20 protein-coding genes are annotated in these 23,553 nt (G+C 49.9%); 9 read left to right on the top strand and 11 right to left on the bottom strand.

Annotation, left to right across the window (positions count from 1 at the left end):
• Nucleotides 1-11: 11 nt before the first annotated feature.
• From ACM67E_RS01620 to ACM67E_RS01605, 4 genes are read right to left on the bottom strand one after another with little or no spacing between them, the layout of a single operon-like run.
• Nucleotides 12-662, bottom strand: coding sequence for an ABC transporter ATP-binding protein (locus ACM67E_RS01620; protein WP_416191908.1), 651 nt, complete (start codon nt 660-662; stop codon nt 12-14).
• Nucleotides 659-1,456: an ABC transporter permease gene (locus ACM67E_RS01615; RefSeq protein WP_416191907.1), complete on the bottom strand. Its 798-nt coding sequence runs from the start codon at nt 1,454-1,456 to the stop codon at nt 659-661. The genes ACM67E_RS01620 and ACM67E_RS01615 overlap by 4 nt, the downstream gene beginning before the upstream one ends.
• The gene (locus ACM67E_RS01610) at nt 1,456-2,619 is read right to left on the bottom strand and encodes a capsule biosynthesis protein (protein ID WP_416191906.1); all 1,164 of its coding nucleotides are present in this window, start codon (nt 2,617-2,619) and stop codon (nt 1,456-1,458) included. The genes ACM67E_RS01615 and ACM67E_RS01610 overlap by 1 nt, the downstream gene beginning before the upstream one ends.
• Nucleotides 2,620-2,633: 14 nt before the next feature.
• A complete protein-coding gene (locus tag ACM67E_RS01605) occupies nt 2,634-3,797 on the bottom strand; it encodes a polysaccharide biosynthesis/export family protein (protein ID WP_416191905.1) in 1,164 nt (387 codons plus the stop codon).
• A gap of 282 nt (nt 3,798-4,079) precedes the next feature.
• On the opposite strand from ACM67E_RS01605, the gene ACM67E_RS01600 reads away from it, so the two are divergent.
• The 4 genes from ACM67E_RS01600 (at nt 4,080) to galE (ending at nt 9,693) form a co-directional block, all read left to right on the top strand.
• Nucleotides 4,080-5,177 carry a stealth family protein gene (locus ACM67E_RS01600; RefSeq protein WP_416191904.1) on the top strand — a complete coding sequence of 366 codons (1,098 nt, stop codon included), beginning with the start codon at nt 4,080-4,082 and terminating at the stop codon, nt 5,175-5,177.
• Between the two features lie 15 nt (nt 5,178-5,192).
• Entirely contained in the window at nt 5,193-7,814 is a 2,622-nt protein-coding gene (locus ACM67E_RS01595; RefSeq protein WP_416191903.1) for a CDP-glycerol:glycerophosphate glycerophosphotransferase, read from the top strand.
• Between the two features lie 35 nt (nt 7,815-7,849).
• A complete protein-coding gene (locus tag ACM67E_RS01590; RefSeq protein ID WP_416191902.1) occupies nt 7,850-8,482 on the top strand; it encodes a hypothetical protein in 633 nt (210 codons plus the stop codon).
• A 191-nt stretch (nt 8,483-8,673) separates the two neighbouring features.
• Complete coding sequence (gene galE / locus ACM67E_RS01585) at nt 8,674-9,693, top strand: UDP-glucose 4-epimerase GalE (RefSeq protein ID WP_416191901.1); 1,020 nt, start codon at nt 8,674-8,676, stop codon at nt 9,691-9,693.
• 59 nt (nt 9,694-9,752) lie between these two features.
• Here galE and ppc read toward each other — a convergent pair whose 3' ends face one another.
• On the bottom strand, nt 9,753-12,455 hold the full coding sequence (ppc, locus tag ACM67E_RS01580) for a phosphoenolpyruvate carboxylase (RefSeq protein ID WP_416191900.1): 2,703 nt from the start codon (nt 12,453-12,455) through the stop codon (nt 9,753-9,755).
• Nucleotides 12,456-12,747: 292 nt separating this feature from the next.
• Here ppc and moaC point away from each other — a divergent pair, with 292 nt between their 5' ends.
• A complete protein-coding gene (gene moaC, locus ACM67E_RS01575) occupies nt 12,748-13,248 on the top strand; it encodes a cyclic pyranopterin monophosphate synthase MoaC (protein ID WP_416191899.1) in 501 nt (166 codons plus the stop codon).
• Between the two features lie 120 nt (nt 13,249-13,368).
• Nucleotides 13,369-14,115 (top strand): HesA/MoeB/ThiF family protein, encoded by a 747-nt coding sequence (locus ACM67E_RS01570; RefSeq protein WP_416191898.1) that lies wholly within the window; start codon nt 13,369-13,371, stop codon nt 14,113-14,115.
• Between the two features lie 73 nt (nt 14,116-14,188).
• On the opposite strand, the gene ACM67E_RS01565 is transcribed toward ACM67E_RS01570, so the two are convergent.
• The 4 genes from ACM67E_RS01565 to ACM67E_RS01550 form a co-directional block, all read right to left on the bottom strand.
• Nucleotides 14,189-14,977: a thiazole synthase gene (locus tag ACM67E_RS01565; RefSeq protein WP_416191897.1), complete on the bottom strand. Its 789-nt coding sequence runs from the start codon at nt 14,975-14,977 to the stop codon at nt 14,189-14,191.
• Between the two features lie 18 nt (nt 14,978-14,995).
• Nucleotides 14,996-15,190 carry a sulfur carrier protein ThiS gene (gene thiS / locus ACM67E_RS01560; protein WP_416191896.1) on the bottom strand — a complete coding sequence of 65 codons (195 nt, stop codon included), beginning with the start codon at nt 15,188-15,190 and terminating at the stop codon, nt 14,996-14,998.
• A gap of 131 nt (nt 15,191-15,321) precedes the next feature.
• A complete protein-coding gene (thiE, locus tag ACM67E_RS01555; RefSeq protein ID WP_416191895.1) occupies nt 15,322-15,939 on the bottom strand; it encodes a thiamine phosphate synthase in 618 nt (205 codons plus the stop codon).
• A gap of 180 nt (nt 15,940-16,119) precedes the next feature.
• Entirely contained in the window at nt 16,120-17,217 is a 1,098-nt protein-coding gene (locus ACM67E_RS01550) for an FAD-dependent oxidoreductase (RefSeq protein WP_416192712.1), read from the bottom strand.
• Between the two features lie 318 nt (nt 17,218-17,535).
• Between ACM67E_RS01550 and glnE the strand changes: the two genes are divergently transcribed.
• Nucleotides 17,536-20,223, top strand: a complete 2,688-nt coding sequence (glnE, locus tag ACM67E_RS01545; protein WP_416192711.1) for a bifunctional [glutamate--ammonia ligase]-adenylyl-L-tyrosine phosphorylase/[glutamate--ammonia-ligase] adenylyltransferase — start codon at nt 17,536-17,538, stop codon at nt 20,221-20,223.
• Nucleotides 20,224-21,105: 882 nt separating this feature from the next.
• On the opposite strand, the gene luxS is transcribed toward glnE, so the two are convergent.
• Both luxS and cyaY read right to left on the bottom strand, forming a co-directional pair.
• Nucleotides 21,106-21,612 carry an S-ribosylhomocysteine lyase gene (gene luxS, locus ACM67E_RS01540; RefSeq protein WP_416191894.1) on the bottom strand — a complete coding sequence of 169 codons (507 nt, stop codon included), beginning with the start codon at nt 21,610-21,612 and terminating at the stop codon, nt 21,106-21,108.
• 80 nt (nt 21,613-21,692) lie between these two features.
• Nucleotides 21,693-22,016 (bottom strand): iron donor protein CyaY, encoded by a 324-nt coding sequence (gene cyaY / locus ACM67E_RS01535; protein ID WP_416191893.1) that lies wholly within the window; start codon nt 22,014-22,016, stop codon nt 21,693-21,695.
• 70 nt (nt 22,017-22,086) lie between these two features.
• Between cyaY and lptM the strand changes: the two genes are divergently transcribed.
• Nucleotides 22,087-22,260, top strand: a complete 174-nt coding sequence (lptM, locus tag ACM67E_RS01530; RefSeq protein ID WP_416191892.1) for an LPS translocon maturation chaperone LptM — start codon at nt 22,087-22,089, stop codon at nt 22,258-22,260.
• A 6-nt stretch (nt 22,261-22,266) separates the two neighbouring features.
• Nucleotides 22,267-23,487 (top strand): diaminopimelate decarboxylase, encoded by a 1,221-nt coding sequence (lysA, locus tag ACM67E_RS01525; protein ID WP_416191891.1) that lies wholly within the window; start codon nt 22,267-22,269, stop codon nt 23,485-23,487.
• Nucleotides 23,488-23,553: the final 66 nt, after the last annotated feature.

Raw genomic sequence — 23,553 nt, 5'->3', positions numbered from 1 at the left:
ATCCAGTAGCCTTATACCGAAGCATGATAATATTTATAAGCTTCGTCCATATTATCAAACTGATACAGCTTCCCCGCCTCCAGCACCATCGCATTATCGCAATACTGCTTCATCGCGCTGTGGCTGTGTGAGACTAGAATAATCGAACGGTCTTGGCGTTTTTCAAACAGCTCATATTTGCATTTATCTGCAAAACGCGAGTCGCCCACTGCAATCACTTCGTCAATCAAATAACAGTCAAACTCCACCGCCAGCGACAGCGCAAAGGCCAACCGCGCCTTCATACCCGAGGAATAACGCTTAACCGGCTCATAAAGATACTGCCCCAGCTCGGAAAATTCTTCCGTAAACGCCTTCACATAATCAATATCGACGTTATAAATGCGGCAGATAAAGCGCAGATTATCCATACCGGTCAAGCTGCCTTGAAACGCACCCGAGAAAGCCAGCGGCCACGAAATACTCATCGTACGCTTGATTTCCCCCGAAGTCGGCGGTTCCACGCCGCTGATTAAGCGGATTAAAGTGGATTTACCGGCACCATTACGCCCCAAAATACCCACTTTTTCACCTTTTTTCAGCGAAAAACTGACATCGTCCAAAACCGTACGCATTCCACCGCGCATTTGGTACTGCTTGGAAACATGTTCAACCGAAATCATTGCGGCTCGACCCCTTTGCTGAATTTACTGACCATCGCCAAACCTATTAACAACAATATCAAGTTCCACAGCACGATATACCACGGGTTTTCATAAGTAACGGCCTCACCACCGAAGTATCCGGCCCGAAACATCTCCGTACCATGCACCATCGGAATCATCAGCGCATATTCTTGCACTTGTGGCGGCAGATTATGAACAAAAAAGAATGCACCCGACAACGGCATCATGACAAAACTCAATGTTCCCCAAATCTTACCGAACGGTTCGAAATTGACAGAAATGGAACAAATCACCAAGCCGAGTCCGATAGCAAAAAAAGCCATCAAGATCCAAGCCAGCAACATATAAAATATATCCGCAGGCATTTCAATCCAGCGAATCGCGATCAATACGGCCATAATCGCAATTTGCGCAATGGTTGCCCCTGCGATTTCTAAAATCATGCGCGCCAAAATCGTGTCTAAAACCCGTACGTTCCGATGATAGAGCAAGCTGGCATTTGCCGAAATCGAACCAATAGCGCGATTAGAAGCATTACGCCACATCATCATAATCGGATAGCCGGTAATCGCAAACGCCACAATATTCAAAGTCGAATACTGATCTACACGGAAGAACTTCCACATCAGCACAATAAACAATGTCATCAGCAAAGGCTCGACAAACAGCCATAAAAAACCGATGTTATTGCGGCCGTAACGGGTAATAATCTCCCGCATCAGAAGCGCACCGATGACGCGACCCTGAATCGCCAAAGATTCCCAAAACGAAGTTTTATGCAACGCTTTCATCAGTTTTTATGCTCGCGGATGCTGGCGGTCAACAGGCTCAAAATACCGTAAACAATCAAACCGATAATCAGAGTCGCCACAATGTTGTACAACCGTTTAGGCTCATGCGCCAAATCCGGCAGACTGGGCTGGGAAATCACTTCCAGATAAAGCTGCTGTCGATCCGCCTCGGCTTTCGCGCTTTCCAACGAAGTCATCGCCGCAGCCAGCTGCTGCTCGGCCAGTTGGTTCTCCAAATACACGCGCTGGTAATCGGCAGCCTGATTAGACAATGAAGACCGACCGCCGCCCGAGATTGCACGCGACTGCTGAGCAATCTCCTTACGTAAACTCTTTTCGCGCGCCTGCAAACCCGGTATTTGAGGATTTTCCGGCGTCACCGCCTTCACTTGGTCAAGCTGGGTTTGAATCACAATCAATTCATCCTGCAGCTTGGATACCAAACCCATCTGCACTTCCGATTGCGCCTTCAAATCGAATACACCGTTGGAAATACGGTAATCAGTCAGATTCTGCGATGTCTCTTTCACACGTTCTTCCGCCGCTTTCACCACCTCTTCCGCATAGCGCACCGTATCGGAACGCGCCCGATCATTCAGCCGGTTGATCAATGCCTCACCCTGCTTTAACAAAGCCTCATTGATTTTCCGGGATTCAAGCGCATCGAATGATGTCACGTTCAACGTAGAAATCCCTGATACCGCATCAAAATTAATGCTCAGTTTATCTTTATAATATTGATAAAAAGCCTCTTCTTCTCCGCTCAAACCAAAACCATTAAATCGGCTGAACACATCACCCTTGGTTTCATAAAATTCACGCACCGGCAAAATTTTACGCAACTCATCCAAAGACGAACGCGAGCGCATGTATTCCTGCACCGTATAAATATCGTCCTGCGCACGGGAAAAGCCCGTTCCCTGCAAAATCGCGCCCAAACCGTTAAGGGACGATTGCGTTTTCGGAGAGCGCACCACAAAACTCGATTGGGAAGTAAACCGGTCGGAAGAAAACAAACCGAAATACACCAAAGCAACAGCCGTAGGAATGATGACCGTCACCCAAAACAGCGGACTTATCTTTTTCAACCAACTCTTTTTAACCGGCTTCTGATTTTCGGTTTTTGTTTCAGCGACAACGGCCGCAGGAAGCTGTTCAGACATTATTTATTCCCACATTAATTCGTTAAATTATTGATACTGTTCACACCGCTCGTAACCGGTGAGAACACAAACGACAAGAATTTCTGCACTTCAGCCAAAGGCGCATTCGACACATACAGCACATCCTTATTTTTCACCGGAAAACGCTGCATCGAGAACAAAGAATTCGCATCCGCCATATTCACACGGTAAACCGTCGGAATTTCCGCCTCGCTGCCGTAACCCCGCGCAATCCACTTATCCTGACGTTCGGAAGGCAACTCAGCCAACGGCGTATAACGGAACACAAACACCCCGCGCGCATCCGAGCGGCGGTCTTGCAAACCGCCCATACGCCCCACTGCCTCAGCCAGCGACAAACCTTTTACCGAGAAACTGATTTGCTGCGTCCGGCCTACTGCCCCCATAGAAGTAAAGCTGTTCGGATTGGTAATCAAAGTCACCACATCGCCGCGACGCAGCAAAATATTCTGTCGCGGATTCGCAACCAAATCCTCCAGCGCAACAGTCCGCACCACATTACCCCGCGTCAACTGCACATTCGTATCCTGCACATTTGCTGTCGAACCGCCCACTGCAGCCACCGCATCCAACACACGCTCGCCCGCTGCTGTCAGCGGCAGGCGCACACTGTTGCCCGCGCGGATTACCGACACATTCGCCGCATTATTCTGCACCAAACGCACCATCACCTGAGGCTGGTTCGCCATCTTTTTCAGACGGCCTTTAATCATTTCCTGCACCTGAGCCGGCGTTTTACCCACAACCGGAATATCCCCGATAAACGGCACCGAAACCGTACCCCTTGCAGACACCAGCTGCTCCGGCAGCTTGGTTTGCTGCGCACTGCCCGACCCCATAGAAGAAATACCGCCACCGAACAAAACGGCAGGCGGAGCCTCCCAAATCGTAATATCCAAGACATCACCGACATTCAGCGTCCCTGCCGATGAATACCCCTCGCCAAATTGAGAAAACGACTGATTGACCTGCGCCTGATACAGCGATTGGGCAACTTTACCGTCAACCTCGATTAATTCCACCTCCGGCAAAGCCGCATCCTTCTGACTGCCCAAAGCTGTTACTTTTTTACCACTAGGCCCCGAAGCAGGCAGACCGGCACACGCAGAAAGCAGCGCAGCAGATACCACCAAGGCACATACTCTTAATTTAATCATCGCAAACCCCGATATATACAAACGGCTTAATATGCAACACGCAACATTTTTGCACACAAACCAAAGAAATGGCGTATTATACGCTCATTGTAAATCCAAGTAAAAAAAGAAACTTATTTTTAAAATTCCATTTTCATAACTTATTGGGCAAACTACAATTATATAAATAATTACCGCAAAAATAAATTTTCCAGTTACAATAATACACTCACGGACAAACTTTGGCATAAAAAGTATCCGTTACCCTTAATACGGTAAAATCCAACATTACGGAAACATGACATGAAAAAAGTCAAAAAGCTTATTTTCAAACCGGGCATATTTTTTCGCGACTATTTCAACAAAAAATACCCCGTCGTTAACAACGAACAAAATATCTGCGAAGAGGATGAATATATCCTCATCAAACACAGTCTCGCCTTCTCCGAACTCGAGTCCGGCATCAAAGACAATCCGGAAATCGATGTCGTCTTCACATGGGTGAATAATCAAGATTCCGCATGGCAGCGAAAATATAACGCAGCCACGTGTGACTTTACCCGTACCGCTCTCTATGGCAATGACAAAGCCCGTTTCTCCAACCACAACGAGCTTTATTATTCCGTGTACAGCGTACAAAAATTCATGCCATGGGTACGAACCATCTATATCGTAACCGATGCCCAAATCCCGGCATGGTTCAATCCGGAAAATGCAGGCAACATCCGCATCATTGATCACACTGAAATTATCGACACCCAGTACCTACCTACCTTCAATTCTCATGTTATTGAAGCACATCTGCACAACATTCCCGGGCTGAGCGAAAATTTCATCTATTTCAACGATGATGTTTTTGTTGCACGTCCGTTACAAGCCGGACATTTTTTCCGTCCAAACGGTATTGCATCACTTTTTACCGCAGACAAAAAACTGACCGTCATGCAAAAAAAAGGGGTAGCAACCCCTACCCTGAATGCATCACTCAACAGTATCAAACTACTGCAAAGAAAACATGACTCTTTTATCAACATGCCCTTGGTACATACCTATGTTCCGCTGAAAAAAAGCATGTACCATCTGGCATGGCAGGAATTCGAACCTGAAATCAGAACATTTCTATCCAACAAACTGCGTGCAGACAATGATTTGAATATGGCAACCTTTCTTGTTCCGTGGCTGGCATATTTGGAAGGACAAGCAGTATTTACAAGGGAGATTTGTTATTACTTCAATATCCGCTCTGCACATGCTATGGCACAATATGCGAAATTATTGCAGAGTACGCAGACTCAACAACAACCCCATTCTTTTTGCGCTAATGATTTTAACAGTAAAAAAAATATTCCAGATTATCAGGAAAAACTAGTTTTAATGTTAAAAAATTACTACCAAATTTAATTACAGGAAACCACAGTGAAAAACTCATTAAACCGAAAATTAAGAAAGCTGAAAAATAACCCTGTATTATTTTTTTCAGACGCATTAAAAAATAAATATAGGAAATTTCAAAATTTCTCATATTTATATCTTCCTAAAGTAAAAAGACCATCTAAAAAATTCACAATAATTAGTGCAGTATATAATGTCGCTCCATATTTAGACGATTATTTAAAATCGCTAGAAAAACAACGGTTAGATTTTAAAAGTAACATAAATGTTATTTTAGTTGATGACGGTTCACTAGATAATTCTAAAGAAATTATCATGAAATGGGTAAAAAAATACCCATCAAACATTTTTTATATCTATAAAAAAAATGGTGGTCAATCTTCCGCTCGTAATTTAGGTTTAAAGTATGTAACGACAGAATGGGTAACATTTATTGATCCAGATGATTTTCTTGATAGAAATTATTTTTACCTAATAGAAAAAACTATGAAAGATGAAAATAATATTGGTGCAGCAATTACAAAATTTAAACTATTCAAAGAAAAATTTGGCACCTATCACGATGGATTCCAAACCGATTTCTGTTTTACCAGGCCTGTTCGTATAGTAAATTCTTCCAACTTTGAAGATTGTGTACAATTTTCATCAAGTTCTTCAATATATCAAACAAAGATCATTAGAAATAAAAATATTGAATTTGACGAAAATTTAACTGCCTCTTTTGAAGATACAAAATTCTTTTACGAATACCTTTTTGCCTTAGATAAAACTGAAAGAAAAAATATTGCTTATATAAAAGATGCTTTGTACTACTATCGACTACGGGAAAATGAAAGTTCATCTTCAAATAGCCAATGGACAAAAAAGGCCAAATATCAACAATTCTTCACACACGGGGTATTGGATGTAATTAACTTATTCAAGAAAAAAGATACAGTTCCTGAGCATATACAGCGCTTAATACTGTTTTCCATCATTCCATACCTACAAGTTGCATCTATCAATAAAAGCCGAATAGAAGCAGTTTTAAATAAGGAGGAAATTCAACAGTTATTAGATATTATTAAGAAATGCCTGCAATTTGTAGATAGAGCTACCCTTGAAAAATTTTATACTTCTCCAGGAAATTATTTTTGGATTTCAGCTATTTCAAAGTTCTTTTATGGAACTCTGCCAAATGATAAACGAGTATACGTTAACAAAGTTGATGTAGATAATAATCTAGTATATTTTAGATTTTATGGTGAAAAAGGAAAAACAAATTTTAACCTATGGGTTAATGATAAACGCAAAGTTGCCCCTTTCTCTGAAAAAGTTGTTACACATAAAATTTTTGATGAGCTGCTTATTCATGAATTCAATGTATGCTTCGAAATTCCGCGAAATCAGACAATAACTTTTTCAATAGATGGAGATAATGCAAAAATATACTCTGATTTCAAATTATTACAGGAGAACGATACAGATTTTTATAACCCATATATCGAAAAAATGAATTCCTTTAAAAATACTGGTGTGTTTGTAGATTCTGGCTATAAAGCTGATGATAATGCAGAACATCTCTATCGTTCGTGGTTTATTAATCCTAAAAACAAGCCCAATTTAATTCCTTTTTATCTACTTGATAAAAAAAGTGAGCATTGGCATAAACTTAAAATGGAAGGTTTCAATCTTGTTGATATTAATTCACTAAAAGCTATCCACCTCTTAAAAAATTCTAATTATATTTTTTCATCATATTTACCTGGGCATTTAGGTGAATGGATTAAAGGGCATAATTTTAAATTTCAAAAATTCATTTTTTTACAGCATGGGGTTGTAACTTCAAACCTTTCTAAACCTTTCAATGCATTTTTTTCTCAGATTTACAGAATGGTAGTTTCATCTCCATTTGAATATCAAGAAATATGCGGTAATTCTTATAATTACATTTATCATAAAAATGATATTTTACTTTCAGGAATTCCAAGGTTTGACTCGTTATTAAAGTATTCATCAGGCCGTAACAAAAAAAATTTGAAAGGACCCAAAAATATTCTTGTTTGTCCAACGTGGAGATCAAAATTTAATACTTTGAATCTTAAGATTGATAGACATTTAAATGATTTTTTAAATTCAGAATATTTAAAATATTGGTTTGATTTTTTGAAATCTGAAAAAATAGTTAAAAAACTTGAGGATGGAAGTATTACAATTACTTTTTGTCCACATTTAAATTTTTATAATATTCTAGAAGAATACAATCTGTTAGAAAAAGTTTTTGGTAACCTTCATCCCAATATTAAAATTGAAAACCCCCGTCAAGTATCATACCAAAATTTATTTTTGGAGCATGACTTACTGATTACTGATTATTCATCATTGCATTTTGACTTTGCCATTCTGAGAAAACCAGTAATTTACTATCAATTTGATAGGGAACAATTCTATGGATTAACTCATGCCTATCAGCCAGGTAGTTTTGATTTTGTAGAAAATGGATTTGGTCCTCTAATAAATGACTTAACAGCTTTAATTAAAGTTATTACTACTTATGCAAATAGAGGAACGAGATTATTTAAAAAATACGATAACCGAGTAGACAAAATATTCCCTCCCTCAACAAAAAGTTGTGCAGATATTATTAAAGATGAAATATTCGGATAATTTTGATTTTACTATTTAATTTGGAAAAAACTCTTATGAAAAACAATATTATTGAAATGATAAAAAAAGACGGAAGTCGAAAAATAATTCAATCCATCCCGGGGGTTAGTATAAATTTTCATGGCATTAATAACCATATTATTATTCATGAAGATACAAAATTTACTAAATGTGCATTTATTCTAATTTCTAATATGCATATTGAAATTGGTAAATCTAATTTTGGTATTGTTAATTTAAAAATTTTTGGCAATCAAAGCGATGTAACTATCGGTGATAACTTTTCTTGTTGGGGGGTAGAAATCCGATGCCATGAACAGAATACTTCCGTATCTATTGGAGATAACTGTATGTTTGCGGAAGATATTCTAATTTATCCAACTGATGTGCATACCATATATGATAGAAAAACTGGTGAATTACTCAACTTGGGAGATCCTATTCGCATTGGAAATCATGTTTGGTGTAACCGTGATGTAAAAATATTGAAAGGATGTAACATTGGTAATGATGTTATTATCGCTTCAAATTCATTGGTTACAAAAAATAAAGTCGATAATTTTGATAATGTCCTTATAGGTGGATCTCCTGTCAAAATTCTAAAGACTGACGTCAATTGGTCGAGAGAAACACCTTTCCAATATAAGCTTCGAACAAGCAAGCTCTGATGATAATGCTGTCTGAAAATTAGTTTTTCAGACAGCTTTTACTTTTGAAATCTTCTCATTACATCAATAACCCTAGCATAATATAAGCTCCAGTAACCACCAATGAAAACTAAAACCCTGTATTATTCGTTTTTTTCGTTTAAAACATAGTATACTTTACACTTACTTTTCACTAACTTAAATTGGCTTCCATGAAAACAATCCTCGTTACCGGCGGCACCGGCTTTATCGGTTCGCACACCGCCATTTCCCTGACTGAAGCAGGTTATGATGTCGTGATTCTCGACAATTTGTGCAATTCCAGCATCAATATCCTGCTGCGTTTAAAACAGATTACCGGTAAAGATATTCCGTTTTATCAGGGCGACATCCGCGACCGTGAGATTTTGCGCCGTATTTTTGCTGAAAACAGCATTGATTCGGTCATTCATTTTGCCGGCTTGAAAGCAGTGAGCGAAAGCGTGGCCGAGCCGATGAAATATTATGACAATAATGTTTCGGGCAGCTTGGTGCTGGCGGAAGAGATGGCGCGCGCGGGCGTGTTCAGCATTGTGTTCAGTTCTTCGGCGACTGTTTATGGCGATCCGGGCAAAGTGCCTTATACCGAGGATATGCCTCCGGGTGATACCACCAGCCCTTACGGCACGTCGAAATCGATGGTTGAGCGCATTCTGACCGACATTCAAAAGGCCGATCCGCGCTGGAGCGTGATTTTACTGCGTTATTTCAATCCGATTGGCGCGCACGAGAGCGGTTTGATTGGCGAGCAGCCAAACGGTATTCCGAATAATCTGCTGCCTTATATCTGCCAAGTGGCTGCGGGCAAGCTGCCGCAATTGGCAGTATTCGGCGACGACTACCCTACCCCCGACGGCACAGGGATGCGTGACTACATTCATGTGATGGATTTGGCAGAAGGCCATGTCGCTGCAATGCAGGCAAAAAGCAATGTATCGGGTACGCATTTGCTGAATTTGGGTTCAGGCCGTGCTTTTTCGGTATTGGAAATCATCCGTGCATTTGAAGCCGCATCGGGCTTGAAGATTCCGTTTGAAATCAAACCGCGGCGCGCCGGCGATTTGGCATGTTTCTATGCCGATCCTTCCTATACGAAGGCGCAAATCGGTTGGCAAACCCGACGCGATTTAACCCAAATGATGGAAGACTCATGGCGTTGGGTGAGCAACAATCCCAACGGCTATGATGATTAAGCCGTAAAAACAAAGGCCGTCTGAAATTTTTTCAGACGGCCTTACTGTTTAAACCCGAATCAACCCGTATTGCGCAAACCTTGCGCCACGCCGTTGATGGTCAGGTGTACCATCAGCAGGGCATGGCTGTCCTGCGGATTTTGGCGCAGTCGGCGCAGCATGGCGACTTGCAAGCCGTTCAAGGCGTTGAGATACGGAATGCGCAAGGCCAGCGAACGGGCGAGACTGCGGTTGTCGCTCAGAAGTTCGGTGGTTTGCAGAATGTCCAACAGAGCTTTGCGGCTGCGCAGGTATTCGGCCTTAATCATGCTGAAAATCGCGGCAGCTTTTTCGGGCGACTCGCTCAATTCGGCGTAATCCTCCGCCAGCGTGATGTCGGTTTTGGCCATTACCTGCTCCATGTTCGAGAGCATGGCTTGGAAAAACGGATTGTGTTTGGCGTGGTTCTGCATGAGGGTCATATTGGCCGGATCTTGGCTGCACAAGGTTTCCACCGCGCTGCCGAAGCCGTACCAAGCAGGCAGCATGAGGCGGTTCTGCATCCATGAGAACACCCACGGAATCGCGCGCAAATCCTGAATCCGTGCCAAAGTCTTGCGGCTGGCCGGGCGGCTGCCCAAATTCAGCGTGGCGATTTCCTGAATCGGGCTGGTTTGCAGGAAGTAGTCGATGAAATCTTCGTACGTAATCAGTTCGCGGTAGTATTTGAACGAGATGTCCGATAAATCCTGCATGAGTTTCGGATCGGGATCTTTGCGGTCGGGCAGCAACGTCGCTTCCAGCGTGGCGGCCACCAAGGTTTCCAGATTGCGGCGCGCGTTGCTCGGGTCGGCGTATTTGGCGGTAATCACTTCGCCCTGCTCGGTAATGCGGATTTGTCCCGCCACGCTGCCGGCAGGTTGCGCCAAAATCGCTTGGTAAGACGGGCCGCCGCCGCGTCCGACGCTGCCGCCGCGCCCGTGGAACAGGCGCATACGCACATCGTGTTTCTTGAATAAATCCACCAAGCCCAATTCGGCCTGATACAGACACCACGAGCTGGTTACATAGCCGCCGTCTTTGTTGGAATCGGAATAGCCGAGCATGATTTCCTGAATGTTGTCACGGCTGCGCACCAGAGCGCGGTACCACGGCAGCGAGAACATTTTGTCCATCACGGGGCAGGCGTTTTCCAAAGCCTCGATGGTTTCAAACAGCGGCACGATATTCATGCGGCTTTGCGGCAGGCCGTCTGAAACGGTCAGCAGGCCGCACTCTTTGAGCAGCAGAGCCAGAGCCAGCAGATCGCTCGGCTGTTCGCAGTTGGAAATAATGCTTTGGGTAACGGACTGCTCGCCGAATTCGTCTTTGATTTTGCGCGCTTCGGTAAAAATCGCCAACTCGCGGCGCGTGTGTTCGCCGTATTCGACAAACGGGCTGTACAGCGGACGCTGGTGCTGCAATTCGCGCAGCAAAACGGCCTGTTTCTCTTCTTCCGACAATTGCGCGTAATCTTCCAAACCGGCATGGCGGAACAGTTCGGCCACCACATCGGCGTGTTTCTCCGCGTGTTGGCGCAAGTCCAGCGGCATCATATTGAAGCCGCACACCGAAGCAATGCGGATTAAGTCGGCCAAGCGGCCTTCGGCCATCAACGCGCTGCCGTTGTCGCGCAACGAGCGTTGCAGTTTTTTCAAATCGGCGATGAATTCCTGCACATCGGCATAGGGTTCGTAAAAGCCGAATTTGCAGCCCATGCCCAAGCCGAGCGAACGCGCTTTGCCCATCACGCGCGCCATGATGTAGGCAATCGCGCGGCGGTAAGGTTCTTCCAAACGGGCGATTTCCTCGTCGGGCGATTCGTCCGACATCGCCATCACGTCGTCATTCACTTTCACGCGGCGGGTGGAAAGCGGCAGGTCATAATACAGTTTGTCCAACTCGCTGCGGTAACAGCGGAACACGGCATCGGCATGACGCGTAAAGGCATGGCGCAATGTTTCGGCGGTCACGAACGGATTGCCGTCGCGGTCGCCGCCGATCCAGCCGCCGATTTTCAGAATATCCGGCACTTCCGCGTCGGGATAGGCCGTCTGAAAATCGCGCTCCATGCCGCGGTAGAGTTTCGGCAGAGCTTCGAAGAAACTCATCGGGAAGATGTTCACGCCGTTGTTGATTTCGTCGTTTACGGTCAGTTTGTACTGGCGCGTTTCGCTGGTCTGCCACAAACCCAGCAGAATGGTTTCGATGTCGCGGCGCAAATCGGCCAGAGCCTCCGCATTGGTGCAGCGTTCGCGCTCGGGCAGCAACGCACGGATGCGGCGGTTGAAACGCAGCACCGACTGGCGTTGCACTTCGGTCGGATGCGCCGTCAATACGGCGGTCACGGTGGTTTCGTTCAACTGCTGCTGCACCGTTTTACCGTCAATCTTGTTGGCGCGCAGTTTGCGCACGGTTTCGGCCAGGCTGCCGTCGGCGGTGTTGTGTCCCGCATCTTCGTGCACCTGGCGGCGGCGTTCGTGGTGGACGTCTTCCGCAATGTTCAAAATCTGGGCGAACAAACCGCAAGCCAGCGTCAGATCATGCGCCTGCTGTTCGTCCAATTGCGGCAGCACTTTTTCAATCAGCGCACCCGAATCGTCGGCAGTCGACAACTGCTTGACCGTTTCCACCACCAAAGGCGACGCTTCCTGATGCAGCAGGTTGAACAGACACTGTTTTAAAAATTCCGCGTCCGCCGCCAAAGCCGCGTCTTTCGGATTATTCAGAATATGGAGTTGCATATTTTTCCCTCTATTTTTCAAACTCAGACGCGTTCCATTGTATAGCAGCTTTATTAAAACCGCTACAATGATAACGATGCCGCCGACGGCAACCCATCCGCCGTTTCTTTACCGAATCCGCCCTGTTTGTTTCATTATTAACGTCCCCGCGTATCCGTGCTTTTCAGACGGCCTCCGTCGTTACCCCGTCTGCTTAAACCCTGTTCCACAACCTGAAAATAGCTTAAAATAACGCCCATTCACGCATTGATAAACAAAACCGGCCTTAGCCGGCACATTTCAGGAAACGACTATGTTAGATTTGACCCACTTAAACGAAAACAACGAAGCCCACATGGTGGATATTTCCGGCAAAGCCTCCACCGCACGCACTGCACGCGCCAGCGGCGTGATCAACATGAGCAGTCAGGCCATCGGCATTTTGGCCGAAAACGCCGCGCAAAAAGGCGACGTATTGGGCGTAGCGCGCGTGGCCGCGATTCAGGCCACCAAGCAGACCGGCTTTCTGATTCCGCTCTGCCACCCGATTTCGCTGACCCACGTCCGCGTCGATTTCGATGTCGATCTCGAACTGGCGCGCGTGAAAGCCACCGTTACCGCCACCACCGAAGGCGCGACCGGCGTGGAAATGGAAGCCCTGACCGGCGTCAACATCGCGCTGCTGACCATCTACGACATGATGAAAGCCGTGGACAAAAACATGATCATCACCCAAATCCATCTGGAAGAAAAAACCGGCGGCAAAAGCGGTAATTTCCTGTTTAACAACGATTTTGAAAACATCGATTTCTAAACAGCCGCCAAAACCATCTGTTTTTCATTCCGCCAAGTCTGCACGATTGCTTTATAATCGGTGCAGACTTTTTATTTGAAAAGGCCATCTGAAAACTTTCAGACGGCCTGAACCGATACCATGAACGATGCCCAACTCTTACGCTTCAGCCGCCACATTCTCTTAGACGAAATCGGCATCGAAGGCCAAGAAAAACTGCTCCGATCCCATGCCGTCGTCGTCGGCTGCGGCGGACTCGGCTCTGCCGCGCTGCCCTACCTCGCCGCCGCCGGCATCGGCCGCCTGACAATTGCCGACTTCGACACCATCGACGACACCAACCTGCAACGCCAAATCATGTTTACCGAAGCCGACATCGGCCGCAACAAAGCCGAAGTCATGGCAGGCCGCCTGAAAGCCATCAACAGCGCGGCGGAAATCAAGGTCATTACCGAACCGTTGGACGAAGCCCGTTTGACCGACATCCTGCAAACCGCCGACATCATACTCGACTGCTGCGACAATTTTGCCACGCGCCAAGCCGTCAACCGCGCCAGCGTCGCCACGCGCACGCCTTTGGTTTCCGGCGCGGCGGTGCGCTTCGAAGGCCAGCTTGCCGTGTACCGCCCCGACTTGGCCGATGCCCCCTGCTACGCCTGCCTGTTCGACGGCGACTCCGCCAGCGACGGCGCGTGCGCCCTGTTCGGCGTATTCTCGCCGCTGGTCGGCATCATCGGCACTGCCCAAGCCGCCGAAGCCTTGAAAATCCTCATGAACAGCGGCACCGCCCGACACGGCTGCCTGCGCATGTACGACGCGCTTTCGGGCGACTGGCAGACATTTGAGTTCGGGAAAAACCCTGATTGCCGCGTGTGCAGCGGACATTGATTGAAGCAAGCGGCATAAACAAAGGCCGTCTGAAAAACATTTTTCAGACGGCCTTTTTACCCAAACCATTCACTCAATATTCCGCCGAATGCCAAAACGGCTGCCCCACGGTCGGCGTACTCGCCTGCGCCTGTTCGCGCGCCTGCACGGGTTCCGCCTCGAATGCGGCGCGTCCGGCTTCGGTAGCGAGTGCGAACGCACGCGCCATTTCCACGGGATTTCCCGAGCGCGATACAGCGGTGTTGAGCAGCACACCGTCGAACCCCCACTCCATCACCTGCGCCGCCTGCGACGGCAAGCCCAGCCCCGCATCGATAATCAGCGGCGTATCGGGCAGGCGTTCGCGCAACACTTTCAGCGCGTATTCGTGCACCACGCCCAAGCCCGTCCCGATGGGCGCAGCCCACGGCATCAAGGCTTCGCAACCCGCATCGAGCAGACGGCGGCAGGCGATTAAGTCTTCGGTGCAATACGGCAGCACTTTAAAACCGTCGTCAATCAGGATTTTCGCCGCCTCGACCAATTGGAACACATCAGGCTGCAAAGTGGCATCATCGCCGATTAATTCCAGCTTAATCCAATCGGTTTCAAATACCTCGCGCGCCATCTGCGCCGTCATTACCGCTTCTTGAACGCTTTGACAGCCGGCGGTATTGGGCAGCACGGGCACGTTCATTTGTTGCAGCAACTCCCAAAAACTCTGCCCATGCGTCTCCCCTGCACTGCCCGCACGGCGCAGCGACACGGTAATCATGCCGGGCTTGGCCGCTTCGACCGATTGGCGCAGGATTTCGGGTGTCGGATAAGCAGCCGTACCGAGCAGCAGCCGCGAAGAGAAACTTTCATGATATAAATTCAACATCGTTCTTCCTTTCCGCCCTCAACCGCCGACAACGGGGCGCACAATATCCACCGCGTCGCCTTCCGCCAGCATGGTGGTTTCATACGCGCCCTTCGATACAAACTGCGTATTCACCGCCACCGCAAACGGCTTTGCAGGCTCGGCCTCCGCCACCAAATCGGCAACGGTTTTTCCTGAAAATTCAATATTTTCACCATTCAGTTTAATGTTCATAAAAACCTTCCTTCAATGCCGTCTGAAAACGAGCGCAGCGAGTTTCGCCAAAACGAGCGCAGCGAGTTTCTGCGAAGCTAAAACGAGCGCAACGGGATTTCTGCAAAACCATCACTTTTTCAGACGGCCTGTTATTCTTCCCACAACGCCTGAAACGCCTTGACCGCGGCTTCGGGATTTTCCGCTTCCGTTACCGCACGCACCACCGCCAGCGACGATACGCCTGTTGCCAACACCCCGCGCGCGTTGTTCAAATCAATGCCGCCGATGGCCACCACCGGCGTATCTCCCGCCTGCCGCACATATTGGCGCAGATTGTCCAAGCCCTGCGGCGCGGTCGGCATTTGTTTGGTGGTGGTCGGAAAAATCGCGCCGCTGGCGACATAGCTCGGGTTCACCGACAAGGCACGGTCGAGTTCGGCAACCGAATGCGTGCTCAACCCTAATCGCAAGCCGGCGGCTTCGATGGCGGCCAAATCGGCGGTATCCATGTCTTCCTGCCCCAAATGCACGCCGTATGCGCCCGCTTCGATGGCCATCTGCCAGTGATCGTTGATAAAAAGCTGGGTACTGCTGTCTGCGCACGCGGCCACGCAGCGTTCGATTTCGCGGCGCAACTCATCGCCGTGCAGGGTTTTATTGCGCAGCTGCATGGTATCCGCACCGGCTGCCGCCATGCGTTCCACCCAGTCGGCGGTCGGAACGACTGCGTAAAATTTCAAAGGCTTAACTAATTTCGGGAACTGCATTTTCAGGATTCCTTTTGACATTGAAACAGATGGCGCAAACAGAATTTTTCCGGCATGAATAACCGGAAAGGCCGTCTGAAAATTTTCCGACAGACAAATATTCTCCGCACGCCAAGCTGCTCAAAATTTCCACCAAGTAAATTTTCAGACGGCCTTATATCCTAAAACAGCATGGCGTTTTCAGACGGCCTCCAAACGCAAATAAGCCAAATCCGTTACCGAATCGGATTCGGGAATCCCGCCGCCGCCGAACAGGTTTACCGCCAACCGCACCGCCGCATCCGCCACCGCCGGCGAAATCATAAAGCCGTGGCGGAACAGGCCGTTGATTTCAATCAGTTTGTCTGTTTTGCTGTAACGGATTTCAGGATCGTGATGATTCAAAGTCGGGCGCAGGCCGACGGCGATTTCGCGGATTTCCGCTTCGCCGAATGCAGGATGCACGGCATAAAGGGCGGACAACAATTCCAAGCCCGAACGCACGCTGGCCGGTGCGTCGCTTTCGCTTTCCAATTGGGTCGCTCCGATGACGAACAGGTGGTTTTCCTTCGGCGCGATGTAGAGCGGATAACGCGGATGCAGCAGGCGCACGGGGCGGTTCAGGCTGACTTCGGGAGCGTAAACGCGCGCCACTTCGCCGCGCACGCCGCGCAATCTGCTGCGTTCAGACGGCCTGTTCCAACGCGTTTTTGCACCGTAGCCGCGGCAGTCGATGATGCCGTCAAATTCCGTCAAATCGCTGATTTCACGAAAAGTTTCCCAATGGCAATGCACACCGCAGTCTTCCAGCGTATCGGCCAGCGACACCAGCACCTGCCGGTTGTCCAACTGTCCTTCATCCGGCAGATAAAGGCCGTCTGAAAAACGCCCGGCCAGTTGCGGCTCGTTGGCGGCAATGTCGGCGGCCGACCAATGCACGGCCGGGTTCACGCCCTGATTGGCACGGCTCAAATGCTGTTGGAAATCGCGCGACAAAGGCTTGTCCTGCCCGTGCCACACAATCAGGCTGCCGTTTTCCTGATGAAACACGGGCGTTTTCAGGCGGCCTGTGATGCCGCGCCACAACGCCATGCTCTGCCGCCCGAGCGACACCACCAGCGGCGTGGCTTCCACCGACTCGGCCAAAGGCGCGAGCATGGCCGCCGCGACATAGGCCGCCGAACGTTCGCCCGCACGCGTACCCTGTTCGAACAGCGATACTTCAAACCCCTGCTGCGCCAAACCCCATGCGGTTAAGCGGCCTGCCAAACCGCCGCCCAATACGGCAATGTGTTCCATCATCTGCGCTTTCGTTTTCGGAAATGAATTTGTCCTGCATTGTAAACAATTTAATAATGACGATAAAGGCCGTCTGAAAAGATTTTGAAGTATATCAAGGTGTTTATTGGAGCGTTACAAGAGGGAAATTGCTGTCCCGCGGTCCGACAGCTTTTTCATTTAAGCCCTCGCTGCTTAGGAGTGACGATTATGTGGGCAACAAGTGCCCACCCTACAAATTTTCCGGTTACAGGAAAAAAATGAACAGGCCGTCTGAAAATGTTCAGACGGCCTGTTTTCTTTGTTATGATAAACCTTTACCGTTTTCACACCCAAATCATGAACCTGCTCGACACCGCCCGCCGTTATTCGCCCTTTCTTGCCCGTAACCTAGATTCAGGCCGTCTGAAACCTGAAATTTTCACGCCTATGCTGGAAAAGGTTTTGGACACGGAAGATTTCCGCGCTTTTGCCGACTGGGACAAAATCCGTGCCGACGAAAACGAAGACGAACTGGCCAAGCGGCTGCGCGAGCTGCGCCGTTATGTGGTGTCGCAGATTATCGTGCGTGATCTCAACCGTTTGAGCGATTTGAGCGAAGTAACGCACACGATTACGCTGTTTGCCGATTTTGCCGTCAATACCGCGCTGGATTTTTCCTACGCCTATTATCGGGATATGTACGGCACGCCCGTCGGACGCTACACAGGTGCGCCGCAGTATCTGAGCGTAGTGGCGATGGGCAAGGCCGGCGGTTACGAGTTGAACGTGTCGTCCGACATCGATTTGATTTTTGTCTATCCCGAATCGGGCGAAACCGACGGCAAGCGCGGGCGCGACAATCAGGAATTTTTCACGCGCGTGGGCAAAAAGCTGATTGCGCTGCTGGACGACATTACCGCCGACGGACGGGTGTTCCGCGTCGATATGCGCCTGCGCCCCGACGGCGATTCGGGCGCGCTGGTCTCGAGCGAAACCGCGCTGGAGCAGTATTTGGTCCAGCATGGGCGCGAATGGGAGCGTTACGCGTGGTGCAAAGGCCGCGTGGTCACGCCGTATCCGAACGACATCAAAGGTTTAATCCGCCCGTTCGTGTTCCGCAAATATCTGGATTACAACGCCTACGGCGGTATGCGCAGCCTGCACCGCCAAATCCGCGACGAAGTCAGCAAAAAAGGCATGGCGGACAACATCAAACTGGGCGCGGGCGGCATCCGCGAAGTGGAGTTTATCGCGCAGATTTTCCAGATGATACGCGGCGGCCAAATGCGTGCGCTGCAACTGAAAGGCACGCAGGAAACGCTGTTGAAGCTGGGCGAGACGGGCATCATGCCGTCTGAACAGGTGGAAATGCTGCTCGCCGCCTACCGCTTTTTGCGCGATGTCGAACACCGCCTGCAATATTGGGAAGACCAGCAGACCCAAACCCTGCCCGAATCGCCCGAACAGCAGCAACTGCTGGCCGAAAGCATGGGATTTGCCGACTATGCCGCGTTTTCAGACGGCCTCAACGCCCACCGCCGCGCCGTGAATGCCCTGTTCAACGACATTCTGAGCGAACCGGAAAGCGAAGCCGGCGAAAGCAGCCGCGAATGGCAATGGGCTTGGCAGGAAAACCCCGACGCAGAAGCGCGAGCATGCCGTCTGAAAGAACACGGTTTCGAAGCCGAGAGCGTGGCCGCGCGGCTCGACCAGCTGCGCGGCAGCCACAAATACCGCCACTTGTCTGCCCACGCGCAGCCGCGTTTCGACGCCATCGTGCCTGCCTTCATGCAGGCCGCCGCCGCGCGCCCCAATCCGACCGAAACCTTCATGCGCCTGACGGATTTTCTGGAAAACATCAGCCGCCGCTCGGCCTATCTCGCCTTTCTCAACGAGCATCCGCAAACGCTGGAACAACTGGCGGGCATCATGAGCCAAAGCTCGTGGGTCGCCGCCTATCTCACGCAATACCCGATTCTGCTCGACGAACTCATCAGCGCGCAGCTTTTGGAAACCGGTTTCGACTGGCCGAAACTCGCCGCCGAACTTTCAGACGGCCTTGCCAACTGCAACCGCGACACCGAAGCGCAAATGGACATCCTGCGCCATTTCCAGCACGCGCAACTTTTCCGTCTGGCCGTGCAGGATTTGGCCGGTTTGTGGACGGTCGAAGCCTTGTCCGACCAGCTCTCCGCGCTCGCCGACACCGTGATTGCCGCCGCCCTGCCGTTCGTGTGGGCGGACATGCCGAAAAAACACCGCGACGCACCGCAGTTCGCCGTCATCGGCTACGGCAAGCTCGGTGGCAAGGAATTGGGCTACACCTCCGATTTGGACTTGGTTTACCTGTTTGACGACGACCACCCCGACGCGCAGGACGTGTATATCCGTTTCGCCCGCCGCCTGACCAACTGGCTCTCCACCGCCACGGGTGCCGGCACGCTCTACGAAACCGACCTGCGCCTGCGTCCCGACGGCGACAGCGGCTTTCTCGCCCAAAGCGTCGCCGCGTTTGAAAAATACCAGCGCGAAAACGCCTGGACATGGGAACACCAATCCCTCACCCGCGCCCGCTTCATTTGCGGCCTGCCCGACATTCAGACGGCCTTCGACCGCATCCGCAGCGACATCCTTACCGCCGACCGCGACCATACGGATTTGGCGCGCGAAATCATCGCCATGCGCGAAAAAATGTTCCCCGCCCATCCGCCGCTCGACAGCAACGTCAAATACGCGCGCGGCGGCGTGGTCGATGTCGAATTTATCGTGCAATACCTGATTCTCGCCCATGCGCACCGCCACCCCGAACTGCTCGACAACTACGGCAACATCGCGCTCCTGAACATCGCCGCCGACTGCGGTTTGATAGACAAAAACTCAGCGGAACAAAGCCGCACCGCCTACCGCTTCTACCGCCAGCAGCAACACAACACCAGGCTGCGTGATGTAGCCAAAGTCGAAGTCGACGACGTGCTGCTCGGCCATTACCGGAGCGTGCGGCAATTGTGGCGGGAAGTGTTCGGGGAAGAGGCGAAACAGGGCTGACTGTTTTTTGATAGAGAAAGGCCGTCTGAAAAATTTTTTCAGACGGCCTGAATGTTTGGATTTAAACTTGAAAACTTAAACGGCGTGGGCTTGTGCGCTTAAGCCACAATCGCACCGTTTTTATAATATTGACCTGTAAATAATTGCAGCAACCTGTTCCCCTTCCCGCCGGCGGGAAGGGGCTAGGGGAAGGGTGGTATGTCCGCCTAAGGGAAAGCCTTGTTTTTGAAGTGTGCTTGAAATGTGAATCTTCAATTGCTTTGATTCCAAGAACCACCCTCTCCCTAACCCTCCCCCGCCCAGACGGGAGAGGGGACAGGTTGCGGAAAACCCCGTAGGGTCGGCACTCGCTGCCCACGCAAATTTCAAATTGAAGCCGGTTAGTAAATTTAAAGTATTTGGTGGGCATAAATGCCCACCCTACCGGCAAACCGTCATGCCGTCTGAAAACCAACCTTTCAGACGGCATTTCCGTAACATAAATCAACCCAATCCGCACTTACCGCAAAAAGGCCGTCTGAAAACATCTTTTCAGACTAAGGGAATCTTGTTTTTGAAGTGTGCTTGAAATGTACATCTTCAATTGCTTTGATTCCAAGAACCTCCCTCTCCCTCCAGACGGGAGAGGGGACAGGTTGCGGAAAACCCCGTAGGGTGGGCACTCGCTGCCCACGCAAATTTCAAATTGAAGCCGGGTAGTAAATTTAAAGCATTTGGTGGGCATAAATGCCCACCCTACCGGCAAACTGTCATGCCGCCTGAAAAACCAACCTTTCAGACGGCATTTCCGTAACATAAATCAACCCAATCCGCACTTACCGCACAAAGGCCGTCTGAAAACAAATTTCAGACGGCCTTTCAATAAGATTCCAAACAGCCCGCTCAAACCTTCAGCAGGCTCTCGTCCAAAGTCAGCTCTTCGTTTTTGTTCACGGCCACCTTGCGCGCCAGCACGTTTTCGGCGATGGCCTGCGCTTCGGCGAGCGAGTGCATTTGGTAAGTGCCGCACTGGTATTCGTTCAGCTCGGGGATTTTGCTTTGGTCCTGCACGTTCAACACGTCCTTCATCGAAGCCAGCCATGCGTCGGCGACTTGGTTTTCAGACGGCGTACCGATCAGGCTCATGTAGAAACCGGTGCGGCAGCCCATCGGGGAAATGTCGATGATTTCCACGTCGCCGCCGTTGAGGTGGTCGCGCATAAATCCGGCGAACAAATGCTCCAGCGTGTGAATGCCTTTTTCGGGCAGGATTTCTTCGTTGGGAATGCAGAAACGCAGGTCAAACACGGTAATCGTGTCGCCTTTCGGGGTGGTCATGGTTTTGGCCACGCGCACGGCAGGCGCGTGCATACGGGTGTGGTCGACTTTGAAGCTGTCTAATAAAGGCATGGTTGTTCCTTAAAAAATCGTTGGAAATTCGGAATGCGGCGATTTTAGCGCATGCCGTCTGAAAAATCAGGCGAAAATTTTCAGACGGCCTCAATGCGCACGTCTTCGCCCGAGGCCGCGCTCAAGGCTTGGTTCAATACGGCGAAAAACTCGCTTTCGTCGCGCGTGGAAACCCATTTTCCGCCGCGTTCGACAAAATGGTAGCCGCCGCTTTTGGCCGCAATCCACAATTCCTGATTGGGCGTGTGGCGGTTGACGATAATCTGCGTACCGTCTTCCGCTTCGATGGTTAACACGTTTCCGGCAAACTGACAGTCGAAATCCCAGCCGTTTTCATCGATTTGGTCTTCGATTCGGTTGAACAGTGCTTCCGTGTGGCGGATAAATTCGCTTTCGTTCATCATGGCTTGTTGCGTGGTTTTGGTTTAAGATACCGAATCTTGCCATATTCGTGCCCAACAAGAAAGTTTTCCCATGAAATCCTGCGTATTTTTATCGGTTGCAGCGGCGGTTTTGCTGTCGGCATGCGGTTACAAAGGCGATTTATACCTGCCCAAAGAAGGCGACAAAGCCCGTTTCGGCGTGATTCAGACCGGACTCGAATTCGACCGCAACTCCAAAGAACCCACCACCCAATCCCCAGACTAGACCATCATGACCCTTTATTGCGAACACGTTCCCTTTACCCACTTGGCCGAAGAATTCGGCACGCCGCTGTATGTTTACAGCCAAGCCGCGCTGACCGAAGCGTTTGATGCCTACACCGCCGCCTTTGCCGCACTCGATCCGCTGATTTGCTACGCCGTCAAAGCCAACGGCAATTTAAGCATTATCAAACACTTCGCCGCGCTTGGCAGCGGCTTCGACATCGTATCCTGCGGCGAACTGGCGCGCGTTTTGGCCGCCGGCGGTGACGCGTCCAAAGTGATTTTCTCGGGCGTGGGCAAAAGCGAGGCCGAAATCGGATTCGCGCTTGAAGCAGGCGTGAAATGCTTCAACATGGAAAGCCTTCCCGAAATCGACCGCATTCAGAAAGTGGCCGCGCGCATGGGCAAAACCGCGCCCGTATCGCTGCGCGTCAATCCCGATGTCGACCCCAAAACCCACCCCTACATTTCCACCGGCCTGAAAGCCAATAAATTCGGCATTGCCTACGCCGACGCGCTGGCCGCCTACCGATACGCCGCCAAGCAGCCGAACCTCAAAATCGTCGGCATCGACTGCCACATCGGTTCGCAACTTACCGATTTAAGCCCGCTCGTCGAAGCCTGCGAACGCATCCTGCTGCTGGTGGACAAACTGGCCGAAGAAGGCATCGAATTGGAACATCTGGACTTGGGCGGCGGCGTCGGCATCGTGTACCAAGACGAAAACATACCCGATTTGAAATCGTATGCCGCCGAAGTGAAAAAACGCATCGGCACACGCCGTCTGAAACTGATTTTGGAACCCGGCCGCAGCTTGGTCGGCAACGCCGGCACGCTGCTCACGCGTGTCGAGTTTGTCAAACAGGGCGAAGAGAAAAACTTCGTGATGGTCGATGCCGCCATGAACGACCTCATGCGCCCTGCCCTTTACGACGCTTACCATCATATTGAAAACACGGAAGAAAAAACCACGCCTGCCTTCACCGCCGACATCGTCGGCCCGATTTGCGAAACCGGCGACTTCCTCGGCCAAAACCGCCGAATCGCCTGCGAAGCCGGCGATTTGCTGGCGGTCAGGAGCGCAGGCGCATACGGCTCGAGCATGGCCAGCAACTACAACGCCCGCAACCGCGCGGCGGAAGTGTTGGTCAGTGGCAGCGAAGCCAAACTCATCCGCCAACGCGAAACGCTGGAACAGCAAATGGCCAATGAGTTGGCGTGTTTGTAAGGGTTGATTTGATTTAATGACAAAGGCCGTCTGAAAATTTTCAGACGGCCTTTACCGTTTCTGCCG

It is taken from the genome of Neisseria sp. CCUG12390 (assembly GCF_047837985.1).
Classification (GTDB): domain Bacteria; phylum Pseudomonadota; class Gammaproteobacteria; order Burkholderiales; family Neisseriaceae; genus Neisseria.
This window is presented reverse-complemented; position numbering and strand designations above follow the sequence as displayed.